Origin of the sequence: Falsihalocynthiibacter sp. CO-5D18 (assembly GCF_041205445.1) — a bacterium.
In the GTDB taxonomy this organism is placed as follows: Bacteria; Pseudomonadota; Alphaproteobacteria; order Rhodobacterales; family Rhodobacteraceae; genus Falsihalocynthiibacter; species Falsihalocynthiibacter arcticus.
The window spans coordinates 89,119-114,163 of the sequence record NZ_JBGFCF010000013.1; the positions used below are offsets into that span (position 1 = coordinate 89,119).

Below are 25,045 nucleotides of genomic sequence, written 5' to 3' on the forward strand. Positions count from 1 at the left end.
TGACCAGTATTCAAAGTGTTCTAAGGCGCATTTGTATGGAATTCGAGAGATTTCTGTATTTTGCGTAAACTCTTTCTAAGGTTACGCGACCTTAAATGAAATTGCCGTGGGGGCTATAATAAACCGGAGGGTGTGGTTTTGGTGGAAGCAGTTAATCTTCGACCCGATGAAAATGTGCGACTCAATCCAAGTCGTTTGACGGAGTTGTTTGTTCAACTTGGCAATCGAGGAGCTGAGGATGTTGTTTGTCGGGCGATGGAGGAGCTAGCCGTTAGGTTGGCCGATATAGAAACCGCCTATTGGCAAGGCGAGTTCTCCAAGGTGAGCAAAGGTTCTAGGGGGCTGATTGCTATTGCGGATCAGATTGGTTTGAACGGATTGGCGCAAGTTGCGCGTCACGTGGCCGCCACTGCTTCGCGCAATGACCCCACCGCGATAGCGGCAACGGTTTCGCGTCTCGTTCGTATGGGGGATAAGTCGCTTACGGCGGTTTGGGAGGCGCAAAATATGACCCTGTAGCGCGGAATTTCAATTTCGGCTGTATTGTTGTCCTTGCAGCTTCCAAGCATGTCTTTAGTCTGTGTGAGGTCTTTACCCTAGCACAGGCTACCCTATGTCGATGAAATTTGCCCAACTCTCCGCCGCATCTATTCCGTTGCATGTTATTTCCAAGCCGGAATGCGAATCGTTTCTATCGGGCTTGCCTGCGGCGTCGCAAAACTGGGTGGCCGCGCAGGGGTTCACTGGAGGTTTGGGAAGCTTTTGCGCGCTTCCGAATGCAGACGGAGGAATTTCCGCCGTTCTGGTCGGGTACGGCGACGCATTGGGTCGCGAGCGCGGCCGTTTCCATCTCGGCGGTGTGGCGGCCAATTTGCCAAAAGGCGCATACCATATTGCCCAAAGCCCTGAAGGTTTTGACGTTGAAGTCGAAGCACTTGGCTGGCTACTGGCGGGATATCATTTTGACAAGTATCGCAAACAGCCTGCTAGTGGCGCTGAACTTGTAGCGCCTGAGTCGGTTGATGTTGCCCGCATTGAGGCGATTGCCACCGGTGAAGCCCTCACGCGCGATTTGATCAACACGCCAACCTCGGATATGGGGCCTGAACAGCTTCAGGCGGCCTTTTTCGATCTGGCAAAAGCCCACGGAGCCGTGGCAACCGCTATCGTCGGAGAGGACTTACTCGCGCAGAATTTCCCGATGATTCACACGGTCGGGCGGGCCTCCGCCCAAGAGCCGCGTTTGCTTGAAATGCGCTGGGGGACGGCGGGGCCAAAACTTACCCTCGTGGGCAAAGGCGTGTGTTTTGATACCGGCGGGTTGAACATCAAGCCTGGTGCGTCGATGGGACTTATGAAGAAGGATATGGGCGGGTCGGCGGCCGTTCTTGGGCTGGCACAGATGATTATGTCGCTGAAGCTGCCGCTTCAACTTCGGGTTCTTGTTCCAGCCGTTGAAAACTCAATTGATGGGTCGGCGTTTCGTCCCTCCGATATTTTGATATCGCGCAAGGGGCTGACGGTTGAGATCAATAATACGGATGCCGAAGGGCGGTTGGTTTTGGCCGATGCGCTTGCACTGGCGGACGAAGAAGAAACGGATTTGGTGATCTCAATGGCAACGTTGACTGGGGCTGCGCGGGTTGCTGTGGGTCCGGATTTGGCCCCCTATTTTTGTGGCGATTTAGACACGGTCGCAGCATTGGAAAATTCGGCAAAGCGCGTGGCAGATCCCGTATGGCGCATGCCCTTTCACACCCCGTATGAAGCTATGATCGAACCCGGAATCGCGGACCTTGATAATGCGCCAAGCGGTGGGTTCGCAGGATCTATTACGGCGGCGTTGTTCCTGCGCCGGTTTGTGACGGATGCACCTCGATATGCCCATTTTGATATTTATGGTTGGCAACCTACGGCGGCTGCGGCCCGCCCCAAGGGTGGTTGCGGGCAGGGAACGCGCGCTATTTTAGAAGCGTTGCCAGCAATCTTGAAACTATGACGGATCGTCGGACATATTTCGCAAATGAACGCGTTGCTCATGTCGGGTTGCGGGGGCAGGTAGACGCCGCGCATTTCGTCGAGGTTGCGGCGCGTCGGGTGTTGGTCCCTGTTGTGGACGTTTGCGCCGCGCCGCGCGGGACGCGGGTCTCCCAGTTGCTGATGGGTGCGGGGTTTGACGTTTTGGAAACGCTCAACGGGTGGTGCTTCGGGCGCGTCGTTGCGGACGGTAACGTTGGATATGTGGCTGAAGTTTCCTTGGGCGAGGCCGTCGCACCAAGCCATTGGGTTACGGCGCGTAGTTCGCATATTTACACCGAATCCAGTTTGAAATCGGCTGATAAAGCTGCGGTATCGTTTGGCTCGTCGCTGAGTGTCGTTGCCGAGTTGGAAGGGTATGTTGAGCTTTCGGGGGGAGGTTTTGTTCCTGTGCCGCATGTATCCCCTTTGTCGGAGCGGCCTTTGGATGCAGCTAAAACGGCTCTGACGTTTCTTGGCGTGCCTTATCTTTGGGGTGGGGACAGTGTGTTTGGGATCGATTGTTCGGGGCTTGTGCAGGCTTGCTTGCGCGCTGTCGGCACTATGTGTCCACGCGACAGCGATCAGCAGGAAGCCTTTTTCACCGCAGATGTGGCACCTAAAGATTTACGTCGGGGCGATTTGGTTTTTTGGCGCGGCCATGTCGCGATGATGTTGAATGAGAGAGAAATGATCCACGCAAATGCGCATCATATGGCCGTTGCGATAGAACCGTTTGAGGTGGCCCGCAGCCGTATTGGCGCGCGTGAGTTTGGCGAGATTGCCTCGATGAAGCGCCCCTGAGGGGTTTTATTTTACCGCTCGGATGAGTTTTTTCTCAAGGACGCGCAGGACGGGTGTAAGTTCATGTCCGCGTTTGAGGATTTGTCCGTCCATACCGATGACTGCATAAAGCCCCTGTTTTAATCGAAGCTTGGGGCGTTTTTCGATCCGGTACAGCGGGTTTTCGGCGCTGCGGCGGAAGATTGAGAAGACGGCGACTTCTGGTAGGTGTGAGATTCCGTAGTCGCGCCACTCACCAGCGGCAACCATGCGACCGTAGAGGCCGAGAATGATCCCGAGTTCCGTGCGGTGAAACGCCACCTGTGCGGGGGCTTGGAAAGGTTTGCGGAATGCATCGACGTTCATTCTGAAATTTTGCGCCGAAATGCCCAGAAAATCAAGCCTTCATGCAAAGCGGCCGTGACAAAACCAGCCAGTCGAAAGCGCGGCTCCGTGTGCGAAATAGATCCACAATTGCTGGCCGTGTTGTGTTGTTGCACGCCAGTAGTCCCGTACGCCGTTGCGCCAATCAGGGTCATCTAGCCACCATTCCGGCGCCACACGTTCGGGGCCGGAGGCATAGGTGATTTCAAACATCTGGCCACGAAATTTTAACCGTTCGGGGGGCATTGGATCGGGCTGTGTTCCCATTAATGGCTCGGGACGCCATAGGTGGAGGGGCCGTCGCGTGGCGGGTATGGGCCACGTGGCGTCGGCTCCCATATCCACGCCATAGGCCGTGGACCACGCGGCACCAAATATGAGCGCGGCTTTCTCAGGGAGGTGGCTTGAGGCGGGGTGGCGGCGTGTGATGGCTTCAAGCCCCAAACGCGCCCCAAGACGCCCGATTAGATCGTCGAGAGCGGTGTCTTGGGCCATATTCGCGCGGGCTTGGCCGCTGGCATCGAAGTGGCCTTTGTGTTGTTGGGGCGCGAGGGATTCGGTTTGATGGGCCTCGATGCGCAAGATATCAACGCCAAACCCAACATCAATATCAGAGAGCTTCATCGCCAAGAGGGGGCGGATACGATCAGGGTCGGCGCTGGGCCGTGCGAGGCCGATTTCGATGATTTGGGACGTTTGGTCGGTGCGGAAAGCTTGGAAGCGCACGCGCCGCGCGCCACGTCCTTTTGTCTGTAGGCGTTCCGCAAGGGCAGGTAGTAACCGATCAATGCCTGCGAGCATATCCGCCTCAAGCCCGATGGGTTCTGGGAGGGTGAGGCGCACGGCAAAGTGCAAGGGCGCGCGAGCTGGGGAGACCGGTTCGGGGGCGACGCCGTGGGCTTGATCAAGACGCAACATTACGTCTTTGCCAAAGCGGCGGGCGAGGGCGGCGCGGGGCATGCCTGCGAGTTCGCCGATCTGGCGAATGCCGAGTCGTGTGAGTTGGGTTGTGATGCTCTCGGGTAGGCGTAACGCGGCGACGGGGAGAGGCGCGAGGGCGCTATGCGTTGCTCCGGGGGCGGCGATACGGGCACCGCGCGGGGCCCGCGGCATAGCGCGTGGCGTGGGGCCGCCGCGTTCCCAGTTGCGCCGTTTCGTGGCGCGGGATCGGGTGGCGCGGGCCTCTTGGTCGACGGCGTCGCCGGTGCGTGCCATGCCCAGAGGCTGCCCCGCATAACGCGCCAAGGCCCATGCCGCGCCAACGGTATCCGCAATCCCCGCATGGACCGTCAGGTTAAGCTGGAGACAGTCTTCTTCGACGGCCGCCAAAAGGGATTCCTCGCCGCCAAACAGATGTGCGCAGCCCGTGATATCAAGAATAAGCGCGGTTTCACCCTGCTCTCCGACCCAAGGCGAGAATTTCCCCGCCCATCGACGCAATGTTTTGAGGAAATCAGCCTCTGCTTGGGGGTTTTGCAGCCGTGTAATCAGCGCGGGACACATGGTGCGGGCATCGCGCAGGGGTTGCCCCATCGTGAGCCCCGCTTCAGATGCGGCCAGCGAAAGAGACGACAGGATCTGCATATTGCCCGTGTCGCGCGCCACCGCGAGCGGCGCCTCAAGGGTGCCACGCTCAAGGCGCAAGAGGCGCTCGGCTCCGAGGCGCGGGAACCAGAGAGAGAGGATGCGTTTGGCAGGCATGGGGCAGAATCACACTTTTGTTCGCATTTTGTTCTATACTAGAGTGTGCAGAAAAAGGCTTCAAGGCTGACGTGAATATGCGCTTCTGAGGTTGAAACTTTTTTGGCAATAGATCACGCTGTGCCCAACATATTTGGAGGAAGCATTATGAGAACGCGCGCAGCCGTCGCCCTTGAGGCCGGAAAACCTCTTGTCGTTATGGACGTCAATCTAGAAGGACCTAAAGCCGGAGAGGTCTTGGTTGAAATCAAGGCCACGGGCCTGTGCCATACGGATGAATTTACGCGCTCTGGCGCGGACCCCGAGGGGCTTTTCCCCGCTATTTTGGGCCATGAAGGCGCGGGTATCGTGATTGAAGTGGGCGAAGGGGTGAAAAGCCTTCAAGTAGGCGATCACGTGATCCCGCTTTACACGCCGGAATGTCGCGAATGCGAATATTGCCTCAACCCGAAGACCAACCTCTGTCAGTCGATCCGTAGCACACAGGGCGCAGGACTGTTGCCCGACGGAACGACACGGTTTTCGATGTTGGATGGCACGCCAATCCACCACTATATGGGATGCTCGACCTTCGCCAACCACACGGTTGTGCCGGAAATTGCGCTGGCAAAGGTGCGCAAAGACGCGCCGTTTGATAAAATTTGCTACATCGGTTGCGGTGTGACCACGGGCATTGGCGCGGTGATCAACACGGCCAAAGTCGAGATTGGCTCCACAGCGATCGTCTTTGGGCTCGGCGGCATCGGGCTCAATGTGATCCAAGGGCTGCGCCTTGCGGGGGCCGATCAAATTGTGGGGGTCGACCTCAACGATAGCAAAAACGAAATGGCGACACGTTTTGGGATGACGCATTTCGTGAACCCAAGTGAAGTTGAGGGTGACTTGGTCGCGCATCTTGTGGAGCTTACGGGGGGTGGTGCAGATTACACGTTTGACGCCACGGGCAACGTGAATGTCATGCGCACGGCCCTTGAGGCGGCGCACAAAGGTTGGGGTGAAAGCATCATTATTGGCGTCGCGCCTGCAGGTGCCGAAATCTCCACGCGTCCATTCCAACTTGTGACGGGGCGGTCGTGGCGCGGAACCGCATTTGGCGGTGCATCTGGCCGCACCGACGTTCCCAAAATCGTCGATTGGTACATGGATGGCAAAATCGAAATCGACCCGATGATCACCCATACGATGTCGCTGGACGAGATCAACGAAGGATTTGAGCTGATGCACGCTGGAAAATCCATTCGTTCGGTGGTGCTTTATTAACCAAGCCACTACATAGATAGCAGCAGAGACTGAATCCTGAGGATATTATGACTGAAGAAACAAACAAAAAAGACGAAGCAGTAAGCCCAACAGCGGAGAAACTGTTTTTCAAAAGTCGCAATGTCTTGGTGACAGGCGAAGTAAACGACAAGCTGGCTAAGCAAACCGTTACGCATCTTTTGGCGCTTGCCGAAGAGAATGACGACCCGATCAATATGTTCATCAGCTCCCCTGGTGGTCACGTTGAATCTGGCGACATGGTGCATGACATGATTAAGTTCATTACGCCAAAAGTGCGCACGATTGGGTCTGGCTGGGTCGCGAGTGCAGGGGCGTTGATCTTTGTCGGTGCCGATAAGGAAGACCGCTATTGCCTTCCCAACACGCGTTTCCTCTTGCACCAACCCAGTGGCGGTATCGGCGGCAAGGTGACGGATATGCAAATCCAAGCCGAGCAAATCCGCATCATGCGCGCGCGCTTTGATGATTTGTTTGCTCTGGCAACAGGTCAAACAGCCGAAAAAATCGCGCAAGATACGCAGCATGATTTCTGGCTGAACACTGAAGAAGCCTTGGAATACGGCTTACTGGGTCACGTCATTTCGACAATGGCCGAACTCAAGTAATGTAAAACATGAACACTCTAAGGGCGCGGTTCATTCGGGCCCTTAGTCTAAGTCCCGACCATAGCGGGCAAGGAACATTTCCACAGAGCCATGTACGATTTTGGCAAGTTCAGCATGTGAGAACGTCAGTTGCACCCCACAAAGTATGCGGGGGTGAATGTAGGTTTTGGTGAGTTCTAAAAACTGTTCGGCCGCGAAATTAAAGTCCGTAATATTCAATTCGCCGCGTTTGGTCGCTTCCTTCAGGTATACAACAATGCGTTCGCGCACCAATTTAGGCCCAGAATCGTAGAACTGTTGACCAAGGTTTGGAAACCGTCCGGATTCCGCGATGCAAATTTTGAAAACGGCGATACCAAAATCGGACGTTATAAAACTCACCATACGCCAAGCGGCCTCTACCAAAACTTCTTTTGGCGGTGCGTCCATGTCGAGAACTTCGAAGGCTTCGTCGGCCTGACGCCTGCACTCGGTCTCTGAAACTTGTCCAAACAAGAGACGTTTATCGGGAAAGTAACTGTACAGTGTCGCTTTGGAAACACTTGCTTCGCGCGCAATGTCATCGACGCTAGCACCCTCAAAGCCGTCGCGCATAAAAATGGTGCGGGCGCCTTCAAGGACCTGGTCGAACTTACGTCCGCGTTTTATGGTGTCGGAATGCGTAGCCACTGATTGCTCCTTGTGTATCTCTTCGAACTTAAACCATTCGGTTCACTTTCAGCAAGCAACAGTCGTGCCACATAGGGTTGTTTTACGTAAACGCTTGAAACCCGCCCTTGTCAGAATTCCGCATGCGCGGTAGCCCTAAAGATTGTAGTCCCAAATCTCTGGGCGTGCGTAATAAAAAGGATCTGGCAATGAAAATGGTTTCGGTGAATCGTTGTTTTGACGGCGTTCAGGGGGTCTATACGGCGCCGTCTAAAGTCTGCGGTGGAGATATGACCTTTGGGATCTTTCTGCCTGCCGAAGCGCAGGATGGACCCGTTCCCGTGTTGTGGTTCCTCTCTGGCCTGACGTGCACCCACGAGAATGCCATGACCAAAGCGGGCGCGCAAATTTGGGCGGCAGAGCAGGGCATTGCGCTTGTTTTCCCCGACACCTCTCCGCGGGGAGAAACGGTTGCCAATGACGAAGCCTATGATCTTGGACAGGGCGCGGGATTCTACGTGAACGCGACGCAAAATCCATGGGCACCGAATTTTCAAATGTGGGACTATATCACGGAAGAATTGCCAAATTTGCTGGCCAAAAATTTTTCGGTCGACACAGATCGCCAGTCGATCATGGGGCACTCTATGGGTGGGCATGGTGCGCTGACCATAGCGATGAATCTGCCTGATCGGTATCGCTCCGTTTCGGCGTTTGCCCCTATCGCGCATCCTTCGCAATCCGAATGGGGCCGCAAGCAATTGACGGCATATTTGGGCAAGGACGAAGCAAATTGGGCCAAACATGATGCCACATTATTGATGCACGATGTTGGCTTTAACGGCCCCCTCTTGATTGACCAAGGCACCGACGACCAGTTCCTTGACCTTTTGAAGCCCGAAGCCCTTGCCGAGGCTATGTTTGCCCGACGTCAAGCGGGTGTTCTTCGGATGCAAAAAGGGTATGATCACTCCTATTACATGATTTCAACATTCATGGAGGAGCACATCGCCCTTCATGCAGAGGCCCTATATCAATGACAGTAATCTATGTGGACGCCGATGCTTGCCCTGTAAAATCCGAGGCCGAAAAAGTAGCGACGCGCCACAAAATCCAGATGTTTTTGGTTTGCAACGGTGGATTGCGACCGAGTGCAAATCCCTTTGTTGAGTTGATCATCGTTTCGGAGGGACCAGATGTCGCGGACATGTGGATCGCCGATCGGGCAACCCGCGGTGATATCGTGATCACGGGCGACATTCCCCTCGCGGACGCCTGTATTAAGGGCGGCGCGCGAGTTTTGCGCCACAACGGCGATCCCCTCAACGAAAGCAACATCGGTCCGCAATTGGCCACGCGCGACCTGATGCAGGATTTGCGCGCGGCCGATCCCTTTCGACAGGGCGGTGGGCGTGCTTTTTCGAAGGCTGATAGATCAAATTTTTTGAATGCGCTTGAACGTGAAATTCAGGCATCAAAGCGTTTGCCGCCGATTAAATAGATCCCCATTCGAGGGCACGAAAGGACGAAAAATGGCCATTGAAGCTGTGGTTTTTGACATCGGGAATGTGCTGATTGAGTGGCAGCCAGAGCGGTATTATGACGCCACCTATGGTGAGGCGCGTCGGCGGGAAATGTTTGCTGCCGTAGACCTGCACGCGATGAACGATCGCATTGATCGCGGGGAACCGTTTCGCGAAACGATCTATGCCGCCGCTGAAGAATTACCGGAATTTCGCGTTGAAATCCGCGATTGGTTTGACAATTGGATCAAAATGGCCAGCCCCGCGATTCCGCATTCGGTTCGGCTTCTTCGTACGTTGCGCGCCAAGGGTGTACCAGTTTTTGCGCTGTCGAATTTCGGGATCGAAAGCTTTGCCTATGCCGAGACCCAATATCCTTTTCTCAAGGAGTTTGACCGGCGTTATATCTCCGGCCATATGCGGATGATTAAGCCCGCAGCGGAAATCTACGAGTTGCTCGAAGCGGATTGCGGCGTTGCTCAAGAGGCGCTTTTGTTTGCAGATGATCGAGTTGATAATATTAAAGCCGCCGCCGCACGGGGCTGGAAAACGCATTTGTTTACGGAACCCACGGGATGGGCCGAGTCGCTTGTTTCGCATGGGGTCTTGACGGGTTCAGAGGCAGGATTATGAAAAACGTAGCTTTTGACGAGGGGCAGGAAAATCTGGATTGGATCGGGCTCACCGATGCTTTGATCGCAGGGCACAGCTTACCACGTGCCGATATGGGCGATATGTTTTTGTACCGCACACCGGACACGGGTTTGGTGCGTGGAGCCGTCATTGATGGCTTGGGGTATTTGGTAAAAGTCGCGACAATCTTTCCTGAAAACGCGCAGCATTCGCTCCCTACAATCAACGGCTCTGTTTTGTTGTTTTCCGACGCAACAGGCATGCCAGAAGCCACAGTCGATTTCCATCTGGTGACCAAATGGAAAACCGCTGGGGACAGTTTGTTGGGCGCGCGTTTGTTGGCCCGTCCAGACAGTCGAAACATCACGATTATCGGCGCCGGGACGCAGGGCTCAAACCTCCATGAAGCCTATAGCGCCCTTTTCCCCGACGCACGGTTCACAATCTGGAATCGATCACCAGAAAAAGCCGTAGCCTTTGCTAAATCTCACGCAAACACACTTGCGGAGGCCGATTTGGAAACGGCGGTCAAAACTGCGGATATCGTGACCTCCGCGACCATGTCGACCGAACCTTTGATAAAAGGCGCATGGTTTCAAGCGGGTCAACACATTGACTTGATTGGTGCCTATCGTGCAGATATGCGAGAAGTTGACGACCGAGCGATAACGCGTGCGCGGATATTTGTAGACAGTCGCGACACCACCATTGACCATATTGGTGAGTTGAAAGATCCCATTTCGCGCGGTGTCATTAGTTCCGATCAAGTGGTTGCGGATTTCTATGATTTGGGCACAGGGTCTTTTTGTCGCCAAAATGTTGACGAGATAACCCTGTTTAAGAACGGTGGTGGCGCACATCTGGATTTGATGACGAGTCGCTATATTCTGTCACAGTGGAGGTAATGAATGCTTTGGTTTCTCTTCGTACTCGTGCTTGTTGCCGTCGCTACCCCGCCTATAGTTGAGCGCCAGCGCCGACCGATTTCGCGTGCGATGCAGGCCGACGCACCGGGGCGATTTTCGAAACTAACGCGCGGAGTGACTCATTATCAGTGGGTAGGGCCGGAAAATGGGCGCCAGATCGTGTGTATTCACGGCCTAACCACCCCCAGTTATGTTTGGACGGCCCTCGTGAAAGGGTTCGTGCGTATGGGGTTTCGGGTTCTGACCTATGACCTTTATGGACGCGGACTCTCGGCACGGCCAGAAGGCCTTCAGGACCCCGAATTTTTCCGCCAGCAATTAGCGGAACTCCTTGAAGATCAAGAGGTCGACGAAGGGGTTATTCTGGTGGGCTATTCCATGGGCGGCGCAATTGCTGTTGATTATACCCAAACCCATCCACAAATGGTCGAGCGGCTCATCCTCTTGGCCACCGCTGGATTGGGGGCAACGGTTTCGCCCTTCGTGAAGTTCATGATTAACGTGCCTGTTATTGGCGACGGATTAATGTACACGTTTGGCGGAAACCTATTTGGGAAATCGTCGCGCGCGATGAATGCAGCCCTCGCCGCATCGCCGAATATGAACCCTTGGCCGATGGAAGAACGCCAATCGCAAGGCTTTTTGCCTGCGGTCCTGTCGAGTTATCGCCATACACTTTCTGTGGATCAACTTGGGGCTCATCGTGCGATGGCGAAAAACGGCACACCAGTCCTTGCGATTTGGGGCGACAAGGATAGCGCTATTCCACTCTCGGCCATGGGGCGCCTCGCAGAAGTGAACCGAGCCGCCTATCAGGACGTGTTAAAAGGGGCGGATCACGGTTTGCTCCTCACACACTCTGACGAAATCATTCCGATCGTCCAAGAATTTTTGCGCGAAGCTGTTTAAATTCAACGACCGGCGCATCTTCCCTTTTTACCTCCAGCGATTTAAATGAGGGTATGATGGCAACTCTCCAAAAAATCTATGCCGCGCATGTGGCTGACGGCACGTATAAAAACGATACAGCACAGGTGCGCGCTTTGCCCGAACTTGAACGCCTGCGGGTTGATCTCGTTGAAAACGAGGAAAAATCACGCGGATTAAAAGGGCTGTTTTCGCGCAAACCGACTGCGCCCCGTGGCGTCTATCTCTGGGGTGGGGTCGGTCGTGGAAAATCCATGCTGATGGATCTTTTCGTGAGTGCTTTGGGCGATATTCCAGTGCGGCGCGTACACTTTCACGCCTTCATGCAGGAGGTTCAGGGAGCGTTGCACGAGGCCCGTAAGGATGGCGCAGACGACGCGATTGCACCCGTGGCATCTGCGGTTGCCAAGGATATTCGTGTCCTTGCCTTTGACGAAATGCAGATCACCGATATTGCCGATGCGATGATCGTTGGACGCTTGTTTGAGAAATTGCATGACCTCGGTGTGGCGATTGTTACCACGTCGAACCGCATTCCCGATGACCTATATAAGGATGGGCTAAATCGACAGTTGTTCCTACCGTTTATAGAGAAAATTAAGGTCGATATGGAGGTCCACGAACTCTCTAGCGAAACCGATTATCGGCAGGATCGCTTGTCAGGAAATCAAGTTTATTTCACCCCCAACAGCGCTGCTGCCCGAGCCGAAATCGAAGCGATTTGGCAGGATTTAACGCAAGGCCAAGGTGCGCCGATGGATATAACCGTCAAGGCACGCACGGTACACATTCCAGAGTTTTGGAACGGCGTCGCACGCGCACGTTTCTATGATCTCTGTAGTAAAATGTTGGGCCCCGCCGATTATTTGGCGATTGGGCAAGTGGTGCGACTGTTGATCCTTGAGGATATACCAGCGCTTGGACGTCGAAATTTCAACGAAGCCAAGCGATTTGTGACCCTTATTGATACGTTATACGAGGCGAAAACGCGGCTTATTTGTACCGCCGCAGCGGAGCCTGAATTCCTCTACCTTGAGGGGGAAGGTACGTTTGAATTTGAACGCACGGCGAGCCGTCTGCGCGAAATGCAGAGTGCCGATTGGGGCACTTAGCTGTTCTCGCGTAAGACGTTTCCAGCCAAATAGAGTGAGCCGCAAATCAAAATGCGGCCGCGCTCCGACCTGTTTGCGATTTTCACAATGGCGGACAAAACGTCCGGTGCGATTTCCGCATCCATACCCACGTCTTGCGCCACGCGCGCGGTGACGTCGGCGGGTAATGTGTTGACCTCATTTGGAATTGAAACGGCAGTGAAGGACGTCACATACGCAGCAAGTGGGCGTAGATATCCAGCGATATCTTTAGTGTTAAGCATGCCGCAAATGATGTGCGTGTCCTTAGCGGGCAGCGTCCCTAGCAAGGAAGCGATGGCCTCTCCGGCGGCGGGGTTGTGACCTCCGTCAAGCCATACTTCGTTCAGACCCGCCGCTTCGCTCAGTGGCCCCTTGGTGAGGCGTTGCATGCGAGCCGGCCAGACCGTTTTGGTCATTGCAGCCTCGCAAGCTACCTCGTCAAAACCAAGCGCTCTGAGGCTGGCGATTGCAACGCCAGCATTCTGGATTTGATGTTCGCCAAGGAGGGTTGGCCGGGGCAGGTCAAGCAAGCCTGTTTCATCCTGAAAAATCAAGCGGCCGCGCTCTTCAAAAACATGCCAGTGTTGGCCCTGAGCGATCAGCGGAGCGCCAAGTTTGGCTGCGCGAGCTTCAATTACCGCGAGCGCGTCAGCGTCCTGTTTTCCGACAACACAAGGCACACCCCGTTTGAGGATTCCGGCCTTCTCGCCTGCGATTTCTGTAAGCGTTTCCCCGAGGTATTGTGTGTGATCGATCGATACAGGTGTGATCACCGTCAGGGCGGGGTTTTCCACGACGTTGGTCGCATCAAGGCGTCCGCCAAGGCCGACTTCAAGCAACGTGAAATCCGCAGGTGTGCGCGTAAAGGCGAGCAGGGCTGCGACGGTTGTGATTTCAAAATACGTGATGCTCTCGGGGCCGTTTGCAACATAGCATTCGTCCAGAATAGCCGCCAGCGCGTCTTCGGTTATGAGGTCCCCTGCAAGACGAATGCGTTCGTGAAAGCGGGCAAGGTGCGGCGAGGTGTAGGCATGAACCTGTTTGCCAGCCCCCTCGAGTCCCGCACGGATCATCGCTTGCGTGCTGCCCTTGCCATTGGTTCCCGCGATATGGATGACAGGCGGAAGATGCTGTTCCGGATGATCCAGAATCGCCAAAAGCCGTTCCATACGATCGAGCGTAAGGTCGATAATCTTGGGATGCAGCGACATCATCCGTTCAAGGATAACGTCCGAGGCGGCAGTGCTCACTTTTTCACGGTCTCGGAAATTTCAATTTTGGGGATCTGTGCGTCGGGCTTGGGAAGTTCGCCAGAGACAACTGGCGGCAGACCCATGAGCATCCGCACAATGGCCGTGAGTTCGGCCTTTAGATCCTTGCGTGCCGTGACGCGGTCAAGCATCCCGTGATCGAGCAAATACTCCGACCGCTGAAAACCTTCCGGAAGTTTTTCGCGCAATGTTTGTTCAATGACGCGTGTGCCCGCAAAGCCGATCAACGCATTTGGTTCACCGATCTGAACGTCGCCAAGCATCGCATAACTCGCCGTAACCCCACCGGTTGTGGGGTGGGTGAGGACAACAATAAACGGCAAGCCTTCTTCTTTGAGCATTTGGACGGCAATGGTCGTGCGCGGCATTTGCATGAGCGAAAGAATGCCCTCTTGCATGCGCGCGCCACCAGCGGCGGAGAACAGAATCAACGGACGTTTGAGTTTTACGGCACGTTCCGCGGCGGCAATGATCGCATTGCCGACATACATTCCCATCGAGCCGCCCATAAAGGCAAAGTCTTGCCCCGCGGCGACGATCGGTGTGCGGTTCATTTCGCCCTCAGCAACAAGCATTGCGTCGCGTTCGCCCGTTTTCTTTTGCGCGGCTTTTAAGCGTTCGGGGTATTTCTTCTGGTCGCGGAACGACAGTGGATCGACCGTCACTTCGGGTACAGGAACTTCGGTGAAAATACCGCCATCAAAGAGGTCTGCGAATCGGGCGCGCGGACTGATGTGCATATGGTGGTCGCACGACGAACAAACGTTCAAATTTTCCGACAACTCGCGGTGAAACAACATTGTTCCGCATTCGGGGCATTTCTGCCAAAGATTCTCGGGCACTTCGCGGCGCGAGAAAAGTGAGTTGATCGTGGGGCGAACGTAGTTTGAAATCCAGTTCATCCGAGCTTGTCCTGCTGTTTGGGTCGCGAATTTGCGTTACCCCTCAAATAAGGAATGACGCGACGAATTGCAATCAACGACGTACCGCAAGACGGATTGCAAGCCAAGAAACTCCCATCATTGCGTATTCCAGCAGTATTTCGACGCTTGTTGGGCCAAAATCGGCCGGCCCTTCCGTGAATACGAATAGCGAAAGGCCGCTCATATTTCCGGGATATGAAACGACTAGCATGGCAAACGCGTTGTTCACAAAATGCAACCCAATCGCCGCCCCAAGGTTTCCCGTTCGCGCGACAAGGTCCGTGGCTGCGAGCGAGAATAAGCCCGCCCAAATAACGATAGACCATGCGTGTACACCGTTTGCTGGGTCGAAATGTCCAAGGGCAAAAACAAGGGTTGGCGCTCCCATCCAGACAAGGGGCGAAGAAAATCGAGCGGCGAGTTGCTGCAAAAGATACCCCCGAAAGAAGATTTCTTCGGCGCTGGTTTGGACGAGCAAGCCAAGGAGCGACAGCGGAAACAGGAGGGCCCATGTCTTTGGTGCTAGGTTTTCGACGATCTCGACGCTCCCGCTCCCGCCGTAGGGTGGGAGCAAAATGAGGGTAACATTTAACACCAGCATGGCCTTAACGGCGCGCCAAAACTGTCGAGCCATATGTGTTGGATCGCCGAGAAGTGAGAGCGCCGAGCGCTTGTGGAGGATTATGACGGTTGCCGCCGAACCAAGTGTGAGCAAACCAAACGAATACAAAATCACGAGGGTGGCCGCTGGCGCAACGTCACTTTGTTCTAGTAAGGTCGTCCCCACATCGCTTCCTGTTGCGGTGACCTCCCTCAAAAGGGGGGCAAAGGTTGAAAGGCCCATGCTGTAAATCGCGAAGGTCAATGCGATCCCCGCGACCGTCCGCCAAATCTGGCAAGTGTCACGGGCCGGTGCGATGAAGCTTTGAAGGGGGAGGTATGACATTAGGCCTCGGAGAGGGTGTGAGAGTGTGGTTGCGTGGGGATGTCGTTTTAAGTCAAAATAGGCGTAAAGATGGTTGAAATTGAGGGTTCTGCGCGTGAATATAGGTGTGAAACAAACTGTTTGCTTTCCGGAAACTATTTGACGTCATATAAGACGTTGAAGAAAAACACCAAAGCAGCAATTGATGGGCGACAAGAGTAGGCATGGCGAAACATATTTTACCGCTTTTGGATCGCGCGTTCCATTTTCGAATTTTACGCCGATGGACACGTTGGGCGCAAGAGGCGGAGGTTGTCGATTTAAAAACTTTGCGGGCTTTGCGTCGTCGTGGTCGGCAAATTAATTCCCGTGTTAATGAACTGCTCTATGTGGCCGAAAGTCGTTTGGCGCTCCCCAGAATTGGATCGACAGCTATTCAAAAACCTATGCATTCAGATTGGGCTTGGCGACCAGAACTTTGGCGCGGCCCGTTGGTGCCCCCGGGGCGCTCCGCAGTTAAGACGCGGGAAACGTTTGGGCGCGAGGTTTCTGTCTTTCACGACTGTGAAATTAGCGAGTTAACCATCCGACAACTGCGCAACCAGCACGAAGCGGATTTAGCACCGTTTGGCCTTCGCATGGACGTATTTCGTTTTGACGGTAGCTTTCTGTCCCTCGTGATCGAATTGCCCGAAAGTGCTGCGCAGGGGTTCAAGTTGAAGCATTTGTTGCGCCTTGATGCGATCATTGAAATGGAAAAGCCGCTCGAAATTTTTGCGCGACTCAATATAAAACACGGCCCCAATACAGAACAAGTTGTGCGGGAGCTTCCTTTGATTTCAGACAACGTGATGGTCGAGTTTGATCTCTCGTATACGAAAATGAATGAGAAACGCGTTGAACGTGTGTGGATCGATTTGATTTTTGAAGGCCCCGAAATGAACCAGATCATTTTGCGTGATTTGACCCTCAGCCGCCGACCGCGTGCTGAACTTTAGGAGCAAAATATGAACGCACTATCTTTGGTAAAAATTAGAATAAAAGAAGGGTATTGGGAAGGTATCCTGACGAGCGATAAAGGCGATTCCACCCCCCCACAGGTTTTGGTGACCCATCTTGAAGCCCCTCTTGAGGGGGTTGAAGTGATCGCGCAGCATGATACCAGCAACGAATGGCTTCTGCGGATTGCGATTCCGATCGAATTGCTTTCGGACGGGGTTCACACGTTTTTGATATTCGACAAGGACGAGCAAGCCCTCCTTGATAGCTTCTCGATTGTTGCTGGCGAGCCTTTGTCGCAAGATATTCGCGCCGAGATGAATTTGTTGCGTGAAGAACTCGATATGCTCAAACGTGCTTTTCGGCGCCATTGTGTGGAAACGGCACCCTAACTTAGTTTGACGCGGCGTTTTACGTGACATCCTTTTGCATGGCCGTCAGTTTGACCGCGCAGGAGGATCAATTATGACCAGCTATCCCACATTATTAGCGCCCCTTGATTTGGGCTTCACGACTTTGAAAAACCGCGTGCTCATGGGGTCCATGCACACGGGGCTTGAAGAGACCAAAGATTGGAAGCGAGTCGCACGGTTTTACGGCGACCGCGCTGCAGGTGGGGTTGGTTTGATCGTTACGGGCGGCATGGCACCCAATAGTGAAGGGGGTGTTTTCCCCGGAGCTGCTGGCCTTTTTACCGCAGAAGACATCGAAAACCATCGCGTCGTAACCGAACGTGTCCACACCGAAGGCGGCAAGATCGTCATGCAAATTTTGCACGCGGGCCGCTACGCATATTCCCCAGACTGCGTTGCGCCAAGTGCCATTAGATCCCCAATTTCGCCTTTCCCACCGAAAGAATTGGACGCTGACGGAATCGAAAAACAGATTGCCGATATCGAAATGGCCGCGCGACGCGCCAAAGAAGCGGGTTATGACGGCGTTGAAATTATGGGATCGGAGGGATATTTCCTTAACGAATTCCTCGTAACGCATACCAACAAGCGGGAGGATGAATGGGGCGGTTCCTATGAAAACCGCATGCGCCTTCCTGTTGAAGTTGTACGACGGGTTCGCGCGGCAGTTGGAACAGATTTTATCGTCATTTTCCGCCTATCGATGATTGACCTTGTGCCCAATGGGTCCACATTCGACGAAGTTGTACAGTTGGCCCAAGCGGTTGAGGCCGCAGGCGCGACCCTCATCAATACGGGCATTGGGTGGCACGAAGCGCGCATCCCGACGATCGCAACATCGGTCCCTCGGGCCGCCTTTAGTTGGATTACTAAGAAGCTGATGGGGCATGTTTCCATTCCCGTGATCACCAGCAATCGCATTAACAGCCCAGAGATTGCAGAGGGAATTTTGGCCGATGGTGGGGCCGATATGGTCTCAATGGCGCGGCCTTTCCTTGCGGATGCCGATTTTGTGAACAAGGCCATGGAGGGCAAATCTGCGGAAATTGCGCCGTGCATTGCATGTAATCAGGCCTGTTTGGATCACACGTTTTCTGGAAAACTCACAAGCTGTTTGGTGAATCCACGTGCGTGCCACGAAGCGGAAATCGAAATTGTGCCAACCGACACGCCCCGCAGTGTGGCGGTTGTGGGGGCGGGCCCAGCAGGGCTATCGACCGCGATTACCGCGGCTCTTCGGGGCCACAAGGTAACTCTCTTTGACAAGGCCGAGGAAATCGGTGGCCAACTCAATATCGCAAAGAAAGTGCCAGGCAAAGAAGAGTTTTTTGGATTGGTCGATTGGTATCGCACAATGGTTGAGAAAGCCGGAGTGGAGCTTCGGCTAGGACAGGCGGTAACGGCGCCCGAGCTTATGCCGTTTGACGAAGTCGTGGTTGCGACGGGGGTTCTTCCGCGCGATCCGGAAATCGCAGGCCAAAATGCTCCAAACGTTCTCTCTTACATCGACGTCATCAAAAACGGCGCTCCTGTGGGAAAGAAAGTCGTTATTATTGGCGCAGGGGGGATTGGTTTTGATGTCGCTGAATTCGTTGCACATGACGGCGTGAGCCCTGCTGAGGACCTTGAAGTGTGGAAGCGTGAGTGGGGCGTTGGCGACCCTGAAGAAACCCGTGGTGGGCTTGCTGTTGAAGGAGCGCACCCACATCCGGCTGCGCGTGAGGTCATTATGGTGCAACGTAAAGCCGAGAAATTGGGGAAACGTTTGGGCAAGACCACGGGATGGATCCACCGTGCGACCCTGCAAATGAAAAACGTCAAGATGATCGGCGGTGTGAATTACGAGGCCATTACCGCTGAAGGCTTGCAAGTAAGCTATGGCGAAGGGCGCGAACGGCCAGAGATACTCGAATGCGATACAATTGTTCTGTGCGCAGGGCAGGTGCCAGAACGCAGTCTTGCGGAGAGATTGTCGGCCTTGGGAAAAACGGCGCATGTGATCGGTGGTGCGGACGTTGCCGCAGAATTGGACGCCAAGCGGGCGATCAATCAAGGCACGCGGCTTGCCTGTACTTTCTAGGATTTAAGGCATTAAAAACAAATGGTTGTCGGGATGAATGGTGCGAGATTCGCCGTTTGTCCCGTTTCCACTTTACGGACGATCACCCTAAATACCGCGGTATTGTCAGGCCATCAGCACATTTCCGCCTAAATTGGCCCCTAAAAACAACCTTAACGAACAAGTGGACGTAAGGGTGAAAAATGGACCGACTCACAGAAATGGAAGCCTTTGCCACAGTTGTGGATCAGGGTGGATTTACCGACGCTGCTAAGAAAATGGGGATTTCCAAATCCGCAGTTTCCAAGCACGTCTCCTCCCTTGAGGCCCGTCTAGGCGCGCGACTTTTGAATCGAACGACCCGCCGCGTTAGTCCAACTGAAATTGGACTCGCCTATTATGACCGAGCGCGCCGTGTTTTGAATGATGCGGGGGAAGCAGACGCCCTTGTTACATCTATGCAATCAGCGCCTTCGGGCCTATTACGTATCTCCGTTGCTACAGATTTTGGTGTGAACCACCTGTCGCCAGTCCTCGGGGATTTCCTTTCAGAGTTTCCTGATATCACCGTGAATATGGTGCTCAATAATCGATTTGTTGAGTTAATTAGTGAGGGTTTTGACATGGCGATCCGCATTGGGGAGCTTGAAGACAGCACCTTGCGAGCGCGAAAACTCACTGAAACGACAAAGCGTATGGTTGCGGCTCCGTCCTATTTTAAAGAGTTTGGGCGGCCCGAAAAAATTGACGATTTAAGCGATCACAAACTGCTTCATTATTCCAGCCAATCAAGTGGTGCCGTTTGGAAATTGACGGCTCCGTCTGGGGAAAAGCGACAGGTTCGCACGTCGGGCTGGCTTTCGGTGAATGACGGACAATCGCTCCTAAATGCGGCGGTTTCCGGCCTCGGAATCGCGTATTTGCCAAGCTACCTATATGCCGACGCATTGCGCAAAGGCGATGTCATTGAAGCAATGCCAGACCTTCCCGTGGAAAAGCAGGGCATATATGCCGTCTACCCGCCGGGTCGATTCACGCAACCAAAAGTGCGTGCTTTTATCGATTTCTTGGTGAATTCATTCGCCGAAAAAGGACCAGACATTTGGTAAGCTCCATTTAACGTTTGTCTGAAGAGGTCACCTGCGAAAACGGGTGGCCTTTTTCATTGGGCGTAGGATGTTCGCTTATTGAGTGGACGTAAGGATGACTTCAACACGACGATTGAAAGTGCGGCCTTCTTCGGTCAGGTTGCTCGCGCGGGGGGATAAAAAGCCCATCCCTTCTGCCGTGACTTGGGTCTTCGAAACGCCATGTTTTCCGGTCAGAAGTTTAACTACGGACGCCGCGCGTTTTTTGGACAAGGCTACATTTCCACTCAAGGAACCTTCGGAATCTGTATGCCCAACAAGGGCGGTTTTGCGTTCTGGGTTGTTATTCAAATAGTCTGCGAGGGCGGCCACGGTGGCAAAATCTTCCCCCGATAAAGCCGAAGACCCCGTCGCAAATTCCAAATCGTCTAGAACGAATGACCCCTTGTTTTCTAGAGTGTACGAGAGACTTCCAGGATCTAGAGCGCCCGGAATTTGGACCCCCTTGGTGGAGGTTGTAAGCGGGGTGGGTTGTGTGTCGACCCTCCCTAAATTTGTAACTTGAATATAACCAGTAGTTGACGATTTGCTCACCACGAGGCTGGTGTATTCGGGTTTATCTTCGCCCATCCGCTGGGCTGACAAAAAACGAAAGTCACCAAGATCAATATGCATGTTCGGCTCAGGTAGTATTTCTGTTTCAAAACGGAAATCAAACCCACCACAGGATGCGGCGTCGCACTCAAATATCACATCATAACCAGCTTCGATTAATTGCTCGCGAAGGGGGGCGAGAAGTTGAAGGGTAGTTTTGTCGGAAGCACTCACGCGCCAAGCTTGTTGGGTGAAGGAGCCTTCTGCCCATATACTTTCGAAACGGCCCTTTTTCCAACCGCTAATCGGCAAAGCATAGCTCGCAAATTCCTCCACAGTTTCGGTTGCAAGCGACGCACCGAACGGCAGGTGTAAATCCATAGCTTGCGCGGGCGGAAACGCGCAGACAATTGCTCCAGCTAGTAGATATTTACGCTTAGTATTCATCTGTTTTGGCCGTGATATTCCGAGTTAGGTTGCATTTGCGTCGCCGAGGCCACGCGATTTGTCATGTTAAAGAACGCCGCAACGTTGGCGATGTCCCATATGTCGCGATCAACATACCCCACGTCTCTTAGGGTTTGACGGTCCGCTTCTTCAATAGTTGCGCTTGATTTTGTCATTTTTAGGGAAAAATCAAGCATTGCGCGTTGATTTGGCGCAAGCTGTGCCATCCGATAATTCATCACCAGCATCTCGCCCAAAATGGGATCACCTGAAAGCGCCCGGACCGCTTGGCCGTGGGCAACGAGGCAATAAAAGCATCGGTTCTCGGCGGAAACAACAACCGCAATCATTTCGCGTTCCAGCTTAGAAAGGCCACTTGGGGCGAGCATCAACTCGTTATACAGTCCGGCGAATGCGTCGAGTTTCGCAATATCAAACGCATGGGCACGCAAAACATTTGGGATCAATCCAAGCTTTTCAGCACAAAGGTCAAAATATTTTTGAGTGTCTTCCGGAAGAGGATCAACCACAGGAAGGTTAAGGGCTGTTGGGCTGATTTCCGTGTTTTTCAAATTGACTACGCTCGTTTTGGGGCCAGAATTCTGTAGTGGTAGTGTCCCACAGGCTTCATGCCAAGGGAAGTATAGAGTGCGTTGCCAGCTTTGTTTGCCTGGGTAACAATAATGCTCAGTCGTTCTGCCCCATGATCTTGGGCCCAATTGGCCGCAGCACGCATTATGTTGAGAGCGACACCTTGCCGACGCAGGGATTGTTTTACCTCAAGCGAGTGTAACATCGCGGTTTTTTCGTGGATTCCGACAAAAGCAACGCCGGCCGCGTGGTTGTTTGCGCGCCCAAGGAGAGTCGTTTTGGGGGTAGTGACGCGCTCCATTACAGCGATGCGTTCGGGGCCAATTCCCGCGTCCGCCCAAATTTCGGTCATGATCGCGAGGGGCGGGAACATTGAGAAGCAAGTGAGGCGTGGCAAGGATTCCTTAAGGCTTTCAACATCCGACATATAAATGGTGACGGGGTCAATCACCGTGTATCCAAGGGCTCCGAGAGCAATATCTAGGTCATTCTCACCGTCACGGATCATAAAAAGTGGCAATTGTTGGATTGCAATCATCTCGGCTTGGGCGACTGAAATTTCCGCGTGCTCTAGGGGGGCATCGAGCGTTGCCGCGCTTACTCTCTTGCCTCCTCCCGCACCATTTCGCACAACAAACCCGCCAAGGGTTTGGCTGGACGCGGACCGCCAAGTGGCCTCGGCTACGGCATAGTAATCGACGGTCATTGTGGGAACAGTGCGGTCAGGGATGCAAATGCGGTGTCCAAGCGGATTGGGTCTTGGCCGCGAATAACAACGTTTGAACCGTAAATACCATCGTTTTGGAACGGGTAGGACCCAAAGGAGAGATCGCTGAATTCCTTGGCTAGTTCCCCAAGCGGGGCGGCGATATCCCCTTCACCGCGTTGGATCCGAAGGGTGCGGCTTAACATCGGTTCGCCGCCAGAAAGCAGTGGCAAAACGCTTTGTACCATGGCTTGAAAAACGCTGGGAACACCCGCCATGACATGGCAATTTTCGACGGTAAATCCGGGGGCGATGGAAACCGGATTGTCAATCAGCGTGGCGGTCGCGGGGATGCGGGTCATACGCAACCGCGCTTCGTTTAGTTCGCGGCCCGTTTTTTCGTAGTGATCAGCGAGAAGCTTGCGGGCATCGGCTCGCACGTCGATGGTTTGGCTGAAGGCTTCGGCAATGCAGTCGGCGGTGATATCGTCGTGGGTCGGACCGATGCCTCCAGAGGTAAACAAATGCGTGTATTGCGCGGCAAGGGCGCGGACCGCGGCAACAATCGCGGGGGCATCATCGCTCACAACGCGTACTTCTTTGAGGTCGATGCCGTAATCCGTCAAAGCTCCCGCCAAGTGGTACATATTGGCATCTCGTGTGCGGCCAGACAGGATTTCATCGCCAATGACGAGCATTGCAGCGGTTGGGTTGGGCATCTCGCACTCCTTGATCGTTGGTGGCGCAAGGTATAGGCCAGCAATATGCGCTTTGATACCCCACTTATACCCGCCGTTTTGATCCGTCGCTACAAACGATTTCTAGCGGATGTGCGCCTCGCCGATGGGCGCGAGGTGGTCGCGCATTGTCCGAATCCGGGTTCGATGATGGGCTTGGCGGAGGTGGGGATGCGGATTTGGTTGGAGCCGAACGACGACCGTAAAAAGAAGTTAAAATATGGGTGGCGATTAGTCGAGCATAGTGACGGAAACTTCACTGGAATTGACACGGGTCGGGCAAATCGGATCGTCGCGGAAGCGTTGCTGGCCAAGAAAATTGCGCCGCTATTGGGGTATGGAAATATCCGCTCGGAAGTAAAATATGGCACGGGATCGCGGGTCGATTTTCTGCTCACAGGCGAAGCGCCAGATTGTTATCTTGAAGTCAAGTCCGCGACTCTAATGCGCGAGGCACCTATTGTGGAATTTCCCGATAGCGTGACAGCGCGTGGCGCAAGACACCTTGCCGAGCTGGCGCAAATGGTGGCCGAAGGGCATCGGGCTGTGCTGCTGTTCTTGGTGCAGCGAACGGGCGCGACCCACATTGATGTAGCGCGGGACTTGGATCGCAAATACGGGGAAGCCTATGATCTTGCTCGTAGCGCGGGCGTCGAGTTTCTGGCGTATGGTTGCGAAATATCACCTGAAAGAATCGAATTGTCGGGACAGATCCCGTTCGATCCAAGAAAATAGGCCAAAGCTCTAGCCCTTTTGCTTAGTCTCGCCTATTTAGAGATCACACTAGTTTTGGAGATAAGTTTTGAACGAAGCGCGCGGTCGTCTGACAAAAGACGGAATTCGAATTTACGAAACGGCTGATTTTGCAGGAATGCATGCGGCAGGGAAACTTGCGGCCGAAATTTTGGATGCAGTTGCCGAACATGTTGTGCCGGGAGTGACGACGGGTGCGCTTGATGACCTCATTACAGAACACGTAAATCAAGCGGGCGCGAAGTCGGCGACCATTGGCTACAAAGGCTATAAGCATGCCAGTTGTATCTCGGTTAACCACGTAGTTTGTCACGGAATTCCGGGTCCAAAAGTGGTTCAGGATGGCGATATTTTAAACATCGATGTCACAGTCATTGTTGATGGCTGGTTTGGAGATACGAGCCGGATGTATGTTGCGGGCAAACGCTCCAAAAAAACTGAACGCCTGATTCAAGTGACGCATGACGCGCTGATGGTGGGAATCGAAGCTGTCAAGCCGGGGAATACCTTTGGTGATATCGGCCACGCGATTCAAAAGTATGTTGAGAGCAACAGAATGTCCGTTGTCCGCGATTTTTGCGGCCACGGATTGGGGCGTGTTTTTCATGCGCCACCCAATGTTTTGCATTATGGCAAGCCAGGTACAGCAGCCGTGCTCGAGGCCGGAATGTTCTTTACGATTGAGCCGATGGTGAATTTGGGGCGTCCAGAAACCAAAGTTCTCGCGGATGATTGGACGGCGGTTACGCGCGATAAATCATTGTCCGCGCAGTTTGAGCATTCTATTGGCGTAACCGAAACAGGGGCCGAAATATTCACTCTTTCGCCCCGGAACCTTTACCATCCAACTTGGGTGTAGCGGGATCTGAGCGTCCTACCGCATCGTTTTTGACGGGGCACAAATTTTTGACCAATCGGTCTAGTTGCGAATGATTTGCAATTGGCCGAAAGGGGAGGTAACAAGTCTCACCACGCTTCA

The 25,045-nt window shown here is 53.9% G+C and carries 27 protein-coding genes; 17 read left to right on the forward strand and 10 right to left on the reverse strand.

Annotated elements, in window-relative coordinates:
* The first annotated feature begins 141 nt into the window (after window positions 1–141).
* From AB9F27_RS16415 to AB9F27_RS16425, 3 genes are all read left to right on the forward strand, one after another.
* On the forward strand, window positions 142–519 hold the full coding sequence (locus tag AB9F27_RS16415; RefSeq protein WP_335585421.1) for a hypothetical protein: 378 nt from the start codon (window positions 142–144) through the stop codon (window positions 517–519).
* Window positions 520–613: 94 nt separating this feature from the next.
* Entirely contained in the window at window positions 614–1,999 is a 1,386-nt protein-coding gene (locus AB9F27_RS16420; protein WP_335585372.1) for a leucyl aminopeptidase family protein, read from the forward strand.
* On the forward strand, window positions 1,996–2,820 hold the full coding sequence (locus AB9F27_RS16425) for a C40 family peptidase (RefSeq protein WP_335585373.1): 825 nt from the start codon (window positions 1,996–1,998) through the stop codon (window positions 2,818–2,820). Before AB9F27_RS16420 ends, AB9F27_RS16425 begins: the two co-directional genes overlap by 4 nt.
* Before the next feature lie 6 nt (window positions 2,821–2,826).
* Here AB9F27_RS16425 and AB9F27_RS16430 read toward each other — a convergent pair whose 3' ends face one another.
* Both AB9F27_RS16430 and AB9F27_RS16435 read right to left on the reverse strand, forming a co-directional pair.
* Window positions 2,827–3,165, reverse strand: a complete 339-nt coding sequence (locus AB9F27_RS16430; RefSeq protein ID WP_335585374.1) for a DUF2794 domain-containing protein — start codon at window positions 3,163–3,165, stop codon at window positions 2,827–2,829.
* Between the two features lie 39 nt (window positions 3,166–3,204).
* The gene (locus AB9F27_RS16435) at window positions 3,205–4,884 is read right to left on the reverse strand and encodes a DNA polymerase Y family protein (protein WP_335585375.1); all 1,680 of its coding nucleotides are present in this window, start codon (window positions 4,882–4,884) and stop codon (window positions 3,205–3,207) included.
* 147 nt (window positions 4,885–5,031) lie between these two features.
* On the opposite strand from AB9F27_RS16435, the gene AB9F27_RS16440 reads away from it, so the two are divergent.
* Window positions 5,032–6,144, forward strand: a complete 1,113-nt coding sequence (locus tag AB9F27_RS16440) for an S-(hydroxymethyl)glutathione dehydrogenase/class III alcohol dehydrogenase (RefSeq protein ID WP_039002407.1) — start codon at window positions 5,032–5,034, stop codon at window positions 6,142–6,144.
* Window positions 6,145–6,191: 47 nt separating this feature from the next.
* Window positions 6,192–6,770, forward strand: coding sequence for an ATP-dependent Clp protease proteolytic subunit (locus AB9F27_RS16445; RefSeq protein WP_369757945.1), 579 nt, complete (start codon window positions 6,192–6,194; stop codon window positions 6,768–6,770).
* Window positions 6,771–6,812: 42 nt separating this feature from the next.
* On the opposite strand, the gene AB9F27_RS16450 is transcribed toward AB9F27_RS16445, so the two are convergent.
* The gene (locus tag AB9F27_RS16450; protein WP_039002409.1) at window positions 6,813–7,439 is read right to left on the reverse strand and encodes a TetR/AcrR family transcriptional regulator; all 627 of its coding nucleotides are present in this window, start codon (window positions 7,437–7,439) and stop codon (window positions 6,813–6,815) included.
* A 188-nt stretch (window positions 7,440–7,627) separates the two neighbouring features.
* Between AB9F27_RS16450 and fghA the strand changes: the two genes are divergently transcribed.
* The 6 genes from fghA to zapE are packed head-to-tail and all read left to right on the forward strand — an operon-like array spanning window position 7,628 to window position 12,539.
* The gene (fghA, locus tag AB9F27_RS16455; protein WP_335585376.1) at window positions 7,628–8,458 is read left to right on the forward strand and encodes an S-formylglutathione hydrolase; all 831 of its coding nucleotides are present in this window, start codon (window positions 7,628–7,630) and stop codon (window positions 8,456–8,458) included.
* Window positions 8,455–8,919, forward strand: coding sequence for a YaiI/YqxD family protein (locus AB9F27_RS16460; protein ID WP_335585377.1), 465 nt, complete (start codon window positions 8,455–8,457; stop codon window positions 8,917–8,919). The genes fghA and AB9F27_RS16460 overlap by 4 nt, the downstream gene beginning before the upstream one ends.
* 31 nt (window positions 8,920–8,950) lie before the next feature.
* A complete protein-coding gene (locus tag AB9F27_RS16465) occupies window positions 8,951–9,574 on the forward strand; it encodes an HAD family phosphatase (protein WP_335585378.1) in 624 nt (207 codons plus the stop codon).
* Entirely contained in the window at window positions 9,571–10,479 is a 909-nt protein-coding gene (locus tag AB9F27_RS16470; RefSeq protein WP_335585379.1) for an ornithine cyclodeaminase, read from the forward strand. Before AB9F27_RS16465 ends, AB9F27_RS16470 begins: the two co-directional genes overlap by 4 nt.
* A 3-nt stretch (window positions 10,480–10,482) precedes the next feature.
* A complete protein-coding gene (locus AB9F27_RS16475; protein WP_335585380.1) occupies window positions 10,483–11,409 on the forward strand; it encodes an alpha/beta hydrolase in 927 nt (308 codons plus the stop codon).
* A gap of 56 nt (window positions 11,410–11,465) precedes the next feature.
* Window positions 11,466–12,539: a cell division protein ZapE gene (gene zapE / locus AB9F27_RS16480; RefSeq protein WP_335585381.1), complete on the forward strand. Its 1,074-nt coding sequence runs from the start codon at window positions 11,466–11,468 to the stop codon at window positions 12,537–12,539.
* Here zapE and AB9F27_RS16485 read toward each other — a convergent pair.
* The 3 genes from AB9F27_RS16485 to AB9F27_RS16495 form a co-directional block, all read right to left on the reverse strand.
* Window positions 12,536–13,810: a folylpolyglutamate synthase/dihydrofolate synthase family protein gene (locus AB9F27_RS16485; RefSeq protein WP_335585382.1), complete on the reverse strand. Its 1,275-nt coding sequence runs from the start codon at window positions 13,808–13,810 to the stop codon at window positions 12,536–12,538. The genes zapE and AB9F27_RS16485 overlap by 4 nt on opposite strands.
* A complete protein-coding gene (gene accD, locus AB9F27_RS16490; RefSeq protein WP_335585383.1) occupies window positions 13,807–14,733 on the reverse strand; it encodes an acetyl-CoA carboxylase, carboxyltransferase subunit beta in 927 nt (308 codons plus the stop codon). The genes AB9F27_RS16485 and accD overlap by 4 nt, the downstream gene beginning before the upstream one ends.
* 73 nt (window positions 14,734–14,806) lie before the next feature.
* Window positions 14,807–15,700, reverse strand: coding sequence for a lysostaphin resistance A-like protein (locus AB9F27_RS16495; protein WP_369757946.1), 894 nt, complete (start codon window positions 15,698–15,700; stop codon window positions 14,807–14,809).
* A gap of 203 nt (window positions 15,701–15,903) precedes the next feature.
* On the opposite strand from AB9F27_RS16495, the gene AB9F27_RS16500 reads away from it, so the two are divergent.
* The 4 genes from AB9F27_RS16500 (at window position 15,904) to AB9F27_RS16515 (ending at window position 20,259) form a co-directional block, all read left to right on the forward strand.
* Window positions 15,904–16,677, forward strand: a complete 774-nt coding sequence (locus AB9F27_RS16500; RefSeq protein WP_335585385.1) for a DUF6478 family protein — start codon at window positions 15,904–15,906, stop codon at window positions 16,675–16,677.
* A gap of 9 nt (window positions 16,678–16,686) precedes the next feature.
* Entirely contained in the window at window positions 16,687–17,070 is a 384-nt protein-coding gene (locus AB9F27_RS16505; RefSeq protein WP_335585386.1) for a hypothetical protein, read from the forward strand.
* Between the two features lie 73 nt (window positions 17,071–17,143).
* On the forward strand, window positions 17,144–19,171 hold the full coding sequence (locus tag AB9F27_RS16510) for an NADPH-dependent 2,4-dienoyl-CoA reductase (RefSeq protein ID WP_335585387.1): 2,028 nt from the start codon (window positions 17,144–17,146) through the stop codon (window positions 19,169–19,171).
* A gap of 182 nt (window positions 19,172–19,353) precedes the next feature.
* Window positions 19,354–20,259, forward strand: coding sequence for a LysR family transcriptional regulator (locus AB9F27_RS16515; protein WP_039002422.1), 906 nt, complete (start codon window positions 19,354–19,356; stop codon window positions 20,257–20,259).
* 75 nt (window positions 20,260–20,334) lie between these two features.
* Here AB9F27_RS16515 and AB9F27_RS16520 read toward each other — a convergent pair whose 3' ends face one another.
* The 4 genes from AB9F27_RS16520 to AB9F27_RS16535 are packed head-to-tail and all read right to left on the reverse strand — an operon-like array spanning window position 20,335 to window position 23,295.
* Window positions 20,335–21,279, reverse strand: a complete 945-nt coding sequence (locus AB9F27_RS16520) for an OmpA family protein (RefSeq protein ID WP_369757947.1) — start codon at window positions 21,277–21,279, stop codon at window positions 20,335–20,337.
* A complete protein-coding gene (locus AB9F27_RS16525; protein WP_039002423.1) occupies window positions 21,276–21,851 on the reverse strand; it encodes a peroxidase-related enzyme in 576 nt (191 codons plus the stop codon). The genes AB9F27_RS16520 and AB9F27_RS16525 overlap by 4 nt, the downstream gene beginning before the upstream one ends.
* A gap of 5 nt (window positions 21,852–21,856) precedes the next feature.
* The gene (locus AB9F27_RS16530; protein ID WP_335585389.1) at window positions 21,857–22,576 is read right to left on the reverse strand and encodes a GNAT family N-acetyltransferase; all 720 of its coding nucleotides are present in this window, start codon (window positions 22,574–22,576) and stop codon (window positions 21,857–21,859) included.
* Window positions 22,573–23,295, reverse strand: a complete 723-nt coding sequence (locus AB9F27_RS16535) for a molybdopterin-binding protein (RefSeq protein WP_335585390.1) — start codon at window positions 23,293–23,295, stop codon at window positions 22,573–22,575. The genes AB9F27_RS16530 and AB9F27_RS16535 overlap by 4 nt, the downstream gene beginning before the upstream one ends.
* 45 nt (window positions 23,296–23,340) lie before the next feature.
* Between AB9F27_RS16535 and sfsA the strand changes: the two genes are divergently transcribed.
* A complete protein-coding gene (gene sfsA / locus AB9F27_RS16540) occupies window positions 23,341–24,048 on the forward strand; it encodes a DNA/RNA nuclease SfsA (protein WP_335585391.1) in 708 nt (235 codons plus the stop codon).
* A 67-nt stretch (window positions 24,049–24,115) separates the two neighbouring features.
* A complete protein-coding gene (map, locus tag AB9F27_RS16545; protein ID WP_335585392.1) occupies window positions 24,116–24,925 on the forward strand; it encodes a type I methionyl aminopeptidase in 810 nt (269 codons plus the stop codon).
* Window positions 24,926–25,045 lie beyond the last annotated feature (120 nt).

Excerpts from the sequence above, each read along its gene's own strand:
- AB9F27_RS16420 (WP_335585372.1), top strand. The coding sequence starts at position 614 with ATGTCGATGAAATTTGCCCAACTCTCCGCCGCATCTATTCCGTTGCAT.
- AB9F27_RS16425 (WP_335585373.1), top strand. The coding sequence starts at position 1,996 with ATGACGGATCGTCGGACATATTTCGCAAATGAACGCGTTGCTCATGTC.
- AB9F27_RS16430 (WP_335585374.1), bottom strand. The coding sequence starts at position 3,165 with ATGAACGTCGATGCATTCCGCAAACCTTTCCAAGCCCCCGCACAGGTG.
- AB9F27_RS16435 (WP_335585375.1), bottom strand. The coding sequence starts at position 4,884 with ATGCCTGCCAAACGCATCCTCTCTCTCTGGTTCCCGCGCCTCGGAGCC.
- AB9F27_RS16440 (WP_039002407.1), top strand. The coding sequence starts at position 5,032 with ATGAGAACGCGCGCAGCCGTCGCCCTTGAGGCCGGAAAACCTCTTGTC.
- AB9F27_RS16445 (WP_369757945.1), top strand. The coding sequence starts at position 6,192 with ATGACTGAAGAAACAAACAAAAAAGACGAAGCAGTAAGCCCAACAGCG.
- fghA (WP_335585376.1), top strand. The coding sequence starts at position 7,628 with ATGAAAATGGTTTCGGTGAATCGTTGTTTTGACGGCGTTCAGGGGGTC.
- AB9F27_RS16460 (WP_335585377.1), top strand. The coding sequence starts at position 8,455 with ATGACAGTAATCTATGTGGACGCCGATGCTTGCCCTGTAAAATCCGAG.
- AB9F27_RS16465 (WP_335585378.1), top strand. The coding sequence starts at position 8,951 with ATGGCCATTGAAGCTGTGGTTTTTGACATCGGGAATGTGCTGATTGAG.
- AB9F27_RS16470 (WP_335585379.1), top strand. The coding sequence starts at position 9,571 with ATGAAAAACGTAGCTTTTGACGAGGGGCAGGAAAATCTGGATTGGATC.
- AB9F27_RS16475 (WP_335585380.1), top strand. The coding sequence starts at position 10,483 with ATGCTTTGGTTTCTCTTCGTACTCGTGCTTGTTGCCGTCGCTACCCCG.
- zapE (WP_335585381.1), top strand. The coding sequence starts at position 11,466 with ATGGCAACTCTCCAAAAAATCTATGCCGCGCATGTGGCTGACGGCACG.
- accD (WP_335585383.1), bottom strand. The coding sequence starts at position 14,733 with ATGAACTGGATTTCAAACTACGTTCGCCCCACGATCAACTCACTTTTC.
- AB9F27_RS16495 (WP_369757946.1), bottom strand. The coding sequence starts at position 15,700 with ATGTCATACCTCCCCCTTCAAAGCTTCATCGCACCGGCCCGTGACACT.
- AB9F27_RS16500 (WP_335585385.1), top strand. The coding sequence starts at position 15,904 with ATGGCGAAACATATTTTACCGCTTTTGGATCGCGCGTTCCATTTTCGA.
- AB9F27_RS16505 (WP_335585386.1), top strand. The coding sequence starts at position 16,687 with ATGAACGCACTATCTTTGGTAAAAATTAGAATAAAAGAAGGGTATTGG.
- AB9F27_RS16510 (WP_335585387.1), top strand. The coding sequence starts at position 17,144 with ATGACCAGCTATCCCACATTATTAGCGCCCCTTGATTTGGGCTTCACG.
- AB9F27_RS16515 (WP_039002422.1), top strand. The coding sequence starts at position 19,354 with ATGGACCGACTCACAGAAATGGAAGCCTTTGCCACAGTTGTGGATCAG.
- AB9F27_RS16520 (WP_369757947.1), bottom strand. The coding sequence starts at position 21,279 with ATGAATACTAAGCGTAAATATCTACTAGCTGGAGCAATTGTCTGCGCG.
- AB9F27_RS16530 (WP_335585389.1), bottom strand. The coding sequence starts at position 22,576 with ATGACCGTCGATTACTATGCCGTAGCCGAGGCCACTTGGCGGTCCGCG.
- AB9F27_RS16535 (WP_335585390.1), bottom strand. The coding sequence starts at position 23,295 with ATGCCCAACCCAACCGCTGCAATGCTCGTCATTGGCGATGAAATCCTG.
- sfsA (WP_335585391.1), top strand. The coding sequence starts at position 23,341 with ATGCGCTTTGATACCCCACTTATACCCGCCGTTTTGATCCGTCGCTAC.